Raw genomic sequence first — 5,852 nt, 5'->3', positions numbered from 1 at the left:
TTAATAGTATGTTAGATAACTTGCAACAATTAGTCGGTCAGGTGAAGGTTACGGCGAAAGAAGTGATTGTTTCAACTGAAAATATGCTACAAGAGACGAAAACGGCAGCACATATATCAAACGAGGTTGTTCGAACTACTTCTGAAATAAATAAAGAAATAGAGGGACAAGTGACTAGTATTCAAGAAAGTTCAACTTCAATGGAAGAAATTGCAACTGGTGTTCAAACAGTAGCTGAATCTTCAGCGATGGTTGCTGAAGTTGCTGTTGCAACAATAGACCAAGCAAACTCTGGTAGTGAAGTTATAAAACAATCTATTCATCAAATGAATAGCGTGAATGAAGTTGTCGAAGAAACTTCTAAGGTCATTGATAGACTTGTTACGCGTACACAACAAATTGAAGAAGCGTTAGATGTTATTACTAATATTGCGGAACAAACGAATTTACTTGCTTTAAATGCTGCAATTGAGGCAGCACGTGCTGGAGAAAATGGAAAAGGATTTGCAGTAGTTGCAGCTGAAGTAAGAGGTCTAGCTGAGAAATCTAAAACATCTGTAAATGATATAAATAATTTAATACGTTTTATACATCAAGATACAGAGGATACAGTTCATGTAATGAAAAAAGGTCAACAACAGGCTAGTGGTGGTAAAGAAGCAGCGCATAAGGCAGAACTCGCATTTTCATCTATTATGCAAGATATTAATAGAATAACGACCCAAATTCAAGAAGTGTCTGCTGCCACAGAAGAAATGTCTGCTGGGACAGAAGAAGTAAATGCCTCTTTGTCAATAGTTTCTGAAACTGCAACACAAGTCGCACAAGAAACGAATCGAACGGTACAATCAATTCAAGCACAAGCCACATTGATCCAAGAAATAACGACGAAATCTAATGAAATGAAAAAGAAAGTCGAAAATTTAGAAATGCTAATTTCACAATTCATTATTGAAGAATAAGTCTATTAACATTTATCCCGCTATTTGCCGGGCAGTAAGACCCCTACCTCAAAATTCAGCGGAAGCAAAGAAGTTAGGTAGGGGCCTGCTGCCCGTAAAAGCCCGATTGGTGAATAAGACCCCTACTTCAGCGGAAGCAAAGAAGTTAGGTAGGGGCCTGCTGCCCGTAAAAGCCCGATTGGTGAAGACTGATTAAAGTTTCACTTTATCATTAGTATAAACTTTAAGATACTCAACATAGTGCTGTGTTGTATAATTTGAAAAAGGACCTTCATAGGTTCTTTTTTTGTAAATGGTGTGAACGATACTTTTCATTATGAAAAAATCAAACTTTTAAATCGGGTTAATTTCAAGTGGAAAATGGATATAATTAACCTTGCGAAAAAGCAACTGGTCCTAAGTGATCAGTTGCTTTTTATTTTTAAAGTGGATGAGCAAAAAAACGCGAAAGTGGTTGGTCCGCTTTTTACAAACATCTATTATGATAAGAGAAGAAAGGTAGTATGTTATCAGCGTTTTAAAGAGGAAGGTTTTTATGTAAGTTCTTTAATTAAAATAGATGGGTCTTAGAGAGGTGAAAAGACAATGAGTTTTGCAATTTCACTAGTCGTTATTATTGTAATTGTATCGCTATTTGGGACTGTACTAGTTGCAAGAAACGTGGAGGAGAATTACGGCAAGTCTACAAAAAGAAATGTGAAAAACTTATCTGCAATCTATATTCTTCTTCTTTTTGTTCTACTGGTTGGGGTAACATGGTATGTGGTAATGATTTGATAGTTTGTGAAAGAACTGAAATGAGAGTATGAAGTTGGAATTTCAGAAGCTATCGAGTAATCAGAAAGAGAACTATTTTGGATATATCCATTTACGGATAAGAAAATGTGACTAATTAATACTATTTTTACGGTGAATACTGTTAGTAAAAAATGAGGATAGTTCGTTTTGAAAGGAGGGAACTAGATGGAATGGAAACCAAATCGTGCAGATAAGACACCTGTATATAAACAAATTGCTGATTATATTGAAAGAGGCATTTCTTCAGGTGAATTTCCTTCTGATAGTAAGTTACCTTCTGAGCGTATATTGGCAAAGGGATTACAGGTGAACCGGAGTACAATAGTAGCTGCGTATGAAGAATTAAAATCACTTGGAGTAGTAGAACGGCAAAAGGGAAGCGGAACACGGGTCAATACAGACATATGGGGTGTCTCACATAAACGAATACCGAACTGGGGTAGGTACGTGGAGGACGGATCATTCTTACCTAACGTACCACTCGTTCAACAAATTCGAACGGAAACACAAAAAGATGATTTAATTAATTTAGCAAGTGGTGAACTGTCACCAGAATTAATTCCAAGTGATAGATTTCGAACAATTTTGTCGGAGAAAACATTTATGGAAAACCTCGGTTATGACCATCCACTTGGAAATGAGATGTTGAGAAAAACAATTTCAGCACATGTTCAGCAATATAAACAAATTGAAGCAGATTCAAGCTCTATTCTTATTACGTCTGGAGCACAACAGGCGCTTAATCTTATCGTTCAATGTTTATTAAAACCTGGCGATGCGATCGCGATTGAAGATCCTTCGTATTGTTTTTCGCTTCCAATGTTTAAATCGGCCGGTTTAAACATATTTCATTTACCTGTTGATGAGCATGGAATGAATCCAGATGACTTAATCGATTTGCACAAAAAGCATCGCATTCGGATGGTATTTTTGAATCCAGATTATCAGAATCCAACGGGTACTGTACTTTCATTAGCGAGACGTAAAAAGGTTTTAGAACTGTCTTCTGAGTTCGGTATACCAATTGTAGAAGATGATCCGTATAGTTTAATTTCTTTTAATGGAGAAGTGAATCCGACATTAAAATCAATGGATCAAAATGGAAATGTTCTTTATATAAGTTCATTATCAAAAATTGTTGCATCAGGATTACGTATTGGATGGATAATTGGTCCTATACGAGTAATTGAGCGTTTAGCAGATGCAAAGCAACAAGTTGATTTTGGCCATAGTGTATTTACGCAGTGGGTAGCAAATCAATTTTTAGAATCAAAGGATTTTCATACACATATTACGATACTTCGTGGACAATTAAAGCAAAGAAGAGATGAATTAATTACAGAGCTTGAAGGAACATTGGGAGACCGAGTTGAATGTTTCGTGCCAGAGGGTGGAATACATGTATGGTGTAAAGTGAAAGGAAAGTTTGATGAATATCACTTATTAGGTGAATCTATACGGAATGGTGTCGCATTTGTTCCGGGCAGTGTTTTAGGTTCGAAAAATGAATATATACGATTTACGTTTGGTAGAGCGAATATAGAACAAATTCAACTTGGAATTAAACGGTTTGCTTACACGCTAAATGAGATTTCATAATATGGATGTGTGATAGTGAAATGAGGGAAATAAATGAAGTACGTGACGCTTTTACTTCAAGTAGGCGTGCTATATGTATTTAGCTTAGTGGGTATGTGGATTCAGGAAATATTCCATCTATCAATACCGGGAAGTTTAATAGGGATGTTAATACTGTTCCTGTTTCTTTTCACTCGCGTTCTACCGTTAAAGTGGTTTGAGTTAGGTGCGGAAAAGTTAATCGTATTTTTACCGTTATTTTTAATCCCTTCGACAACAGGGCTCATGGAATACGGATCTTTTCTTTTAAGTAAGGGGAGTATTATATTCCTTTTAGTAGTTGCAAGTACTATAGTAACTTTAATTGTTTCAGGTTATATAAGTCAATTATTAGTAACATCAAAAAAATAAAATCGACAAGGTGCACGATTCAAATGGTCTTAATTATTATTACTGTAGCAATTTATTTCTTGGCGACAAATCTATATAAAAAATTTACGTTTGCATTTACGTTACCGGTGTTAACAGTTACGGCAATTATGATTTGTTTATTTTTGATTTTTGGTATTTCTCATCATGAGTATAGGGAAAATGGTGGAGACATTCTTTCAAGCTTATTGAGCCCTGCAATTGTAGCATTAGCCATACCTCTATTTAAAGAGCGAAAGATACTGATGAAAAATTTTTTATCGATACTTATCGGAGTAGTGATAGGTATAGTGGCTGTAACGAGCATGAATGTAGTGATTGGCGGAATTTTAAATATAGATAAGGAACTTATATTAACTACTTTACCACAGTTAGCAACGATGCCTATTGCCCTTTCATTAGCGGATCAAATTGGTGGTATTCCATCTATGACTTCTAGTTTTGTAGTTGTTGCAGGGATAACAGGTGCTATTGTCGGACCGACAGTACTTAAGTTTTTCAGTATAACAAGTACGATTGGAAAAGGAGTTGGAATGGGCTGTGCATCACATATTATCGGTGTGAGTCGTTTAGTGAAGGAAGGCGAGAAAGAAGCGACTATCGGTTCGGTAACGATGATTGTAACTGGAATACTCATTAGTATACTAATACCGTATGGAACGAAATTTATTTTTTAAATGTAATGGAGATGATAACAATGACAACATGGTTTATAGTTACATTATTTGTTTTTGGAGCTATTAAAGTATTAGTTTCTAGTATGCCCACTTCTGTTGTAGAATCAATTATTAGTAAATTTGAGTTGCATCAAAAACTTGAGGCGGAAAATACTTCTATATCAATAGATGGAAAAAATATAGAGGGAGAAATGAAACTACAAGTTATTCATGAATTTAATGAAGCTTTGTTTTTAGATAAACATTATTTCCCGCCGCACGGAGAAGGGACACCAATAGTCATTGATACGAAGAAAGGGAATAAAGAGATTAGGTTTTCTCTATATAGCTATGAGGAACATATTGATGTCATTAAGCAATATAAGAAGAAAGTCGTTGCCTATCGTTTACGCTCTAAAAGCCTACAAACACTGGCACCATTAGCAATAATGGAAGAGTATGCTTAAGAAGGGACCTATAATGGTCTCTTTATTTTTTTATCCAATTATATATGTTCCAAATAAAAGAATGGAAAATCATATAACCAAATAAAGAATATGTATGGTTCCAATTCGTACTGTGTATAAATAAACCTAAACTTTCAGCAATCTGTTCAAAAAGGCTAGCACAAATACCAATTGAAATAATAAATAGAATTCTAGAAACTTTAGATAATTTTTTTGAAATGTGTATAAAGATAACTGTTAAAATCGGCAGTACGAATAATGTAAAAGCTATATTAACCGAAAATGTGGATGAGAAGGGTCTAGCTGGAAAGGAATATATTTGTTTATGAACAAAAAAAGCATCTAAACAAGTTCCAATAATAGCAGAGAGAAAGATTGTAACTACTAATGCTAGAAACTCATTCTTCTTCTCGGAGGAGGACATTTTTCTTTGCGAGAATTGCGAGTTCAATTTTTTCGAGTGTTTTGCAGTAGTCTTCTGTAATTTGTCCATTTATATTTTCCTCCTTATCAACTAAATAATGTACAACTTGCCAATCGGTAAACCAATCTTCACTGTCAACTTCCTCATGCTTCATATCTCGCCATGCATAGATGAGTGCAGGGCTGTATATGCGATAAGCGTCATTTCGTAACTGGCATTTTTTTATTCGGCGCTTATAAAACTCACGGGAAAAAGATTCATTTACACTTGAAAATAAATGGGGCCAGTAATCTTTCCTTGATCCCGTATGCGGATGGTGTTGGGCCCAGCTTATTATTTGAGATAAAACATGTGTATCTCGAAATAATAATGAATATAATCTTTTTCCAATTAATATTCGTTCATGTAAGGAAGTGAAATGTTTCATTGTATCACCAAATAGTAACACTTTTTGTTTCTTATCATTTTCGTAGAATGGGAAAAGGATATGATTAAACTGAAAGAAATCAAAGAGTTTAAATCCAATACTATTTAGTAC

At 34.9% G+C, this 5,852-nt stretch carries 8 protein-coding genes; 6 read left to right on the top strand and 2 right to left on the bottom strand.

Annotated elements, in window-relative coordinates; all coding sequences use genetic code 11:
- From DN403_RS29270 to DN403_RS29240, 6 genes are all read left to right on the top strand, one after another.
- On the top strand, positions 1–962 hold a 962-nt coding region (locus DN403_RS29270; protein ID WP_255452084.1), incomplete at its 5' end, for a methyl-accepting chemotaxis protein.
- Positions 963–1,547: 585 nt separating this feature from the next.
- Positions 1,548–1,739, top strand: a complete 192-nt coding sequence (locus DN403_RS29260; protein ID WP_000006462.1) for a hypothetical protein — start codon at positions 1,548–1,550, stop codon at positions 1,737–1,739.
- 186 nt (positions 1,740–1,925) lie between these two features.
- Entirely contained in the window at positions 1,926–3,359 is a 1,434-nt protein-coding gene (pdxR, locus tag DN403_RS29255) for a MocR-like pyridoxine biosynthesis transcription factor PdxR (RefSeq protein ID WP_000454960.1), read from the top strand.
- 33 nt (positions 3,360–3,392) lie between these two features.
- Positions 3,393–3,749, top strand: coding sequence for a CidA/LrgA family holin-like protein (locus DN403_RS29250; protein ID WP_000878483.1), 357 nt, complete (start codon positions 3,393–3,395; stop codon positions 3,747–3,749).
- Between the two features lie 23 nt (positions 3,750–3,772).
- A complete protein-coding gene (locus tag DN403_RS29245) occupies positions 3,773–4,444 on the top strand; it encodes an LrgB family protein (protein WP_000242949.1) in 672 nt (223 codons plus the stop codon).
- A gap of 20 nt (positions 4,445–4,464) precedes the next feature.
- Positions 4,465–4,890 (top strand): YfmQ family protein, encoded by a 426-nt coding sequence (locus tag DN403_RS29240; RefSeq protein WP_000214632.1) that lies wholly within the window; start codon positions 4,465–4,467, stop codon positions 4,888–4,890.
- A gap of 22 nt (positions 4,891–4,912) precedes the next feature.
- On the opposite strand, the gene DN403_RS32060 is transcribed toward DN403_RS29240, so the two are convergent.
- Both DN403_RS32060 and DN403_RS29230 read right to left on the bottom strand, forming a co-directional pair.
- On the bottom strand, positions 4,913–5,314 hold the full coding sequence (locus DN403_RS32060; RefSeq protein WP_042595508.1) for a CBO0543 family protein: 402 nt from the start codon (positions 5,312–5,314) through the stop codon (positions 4,913–4,915).
- The coding region (locus DN403_RS29230; RefSeq protein WP_149186051.1) for a DUF2515 family protein at positions 5,289–5,852 on the bottom strand (564 nt) is incomplete at its 5' end. The genes DN403_RS32060 and DN403_RS29230, both read right to left, overlap by 26 nt.

The organism is Bacillus sp. AY2-1 (assembly GCF_008368965.1).
Classification (GTDB): Bacteria; Bacillota; Bacilli; order Bacillales; family Bacillaceae_G; genus Bacillus_A; species Bacillus_A thuringiensis_S.
Note: the sequence above shows the minus strand (reverse complement) of the source record. Positions and strands in the feature narration are given on the sequence as shown.

Excerpts from the sequence above, each read along its gene's own strand:
- DN403_RS29240 (WP_000214632.1), top strand. The coding sequence starts at position 4,465 with ATGACAACATGGTTTATAGTTACATTATTTGTTTTTGGAGCTATTAAA.
- DN403_RS29250 (WP_000878483.1), top strand. The coding sequence starts at position 3,393 with ATGAAGTACGTGACGCTTTTACTTCAAGTAGGCGTGCTATATGTATTT.
- DN403_RS29245 (WP_000242949.1), top strand. The coding sequence starts at position 3,773 with ATGGTCTTAATTATTATTACTGTAGCAATTTATTTCTTGGCGACAAAT.
- DN403_RS32060 (WP_042595508.1), bottom strand. The coding sequence starts at position 5,314 with ATGTCCTCCTCCGAGAAGAAGAATGAGTTTCTAGCATTAGTAGTTACA.
- pdxR (WP_000454960.1), top strand. The coding sequence starts at position 1,926 with ATGGAATGGAAACCAAATCGTGCAGATAAGACACCTGTATATAAACAA.
- DN403_RS29260 (WP_000006462.1), top strand. The coding sequence starts at position 1,548 with ATGAGTTTTGCAATTTCACTAGTCGTTATTATTGTAATTGTATCGCTA.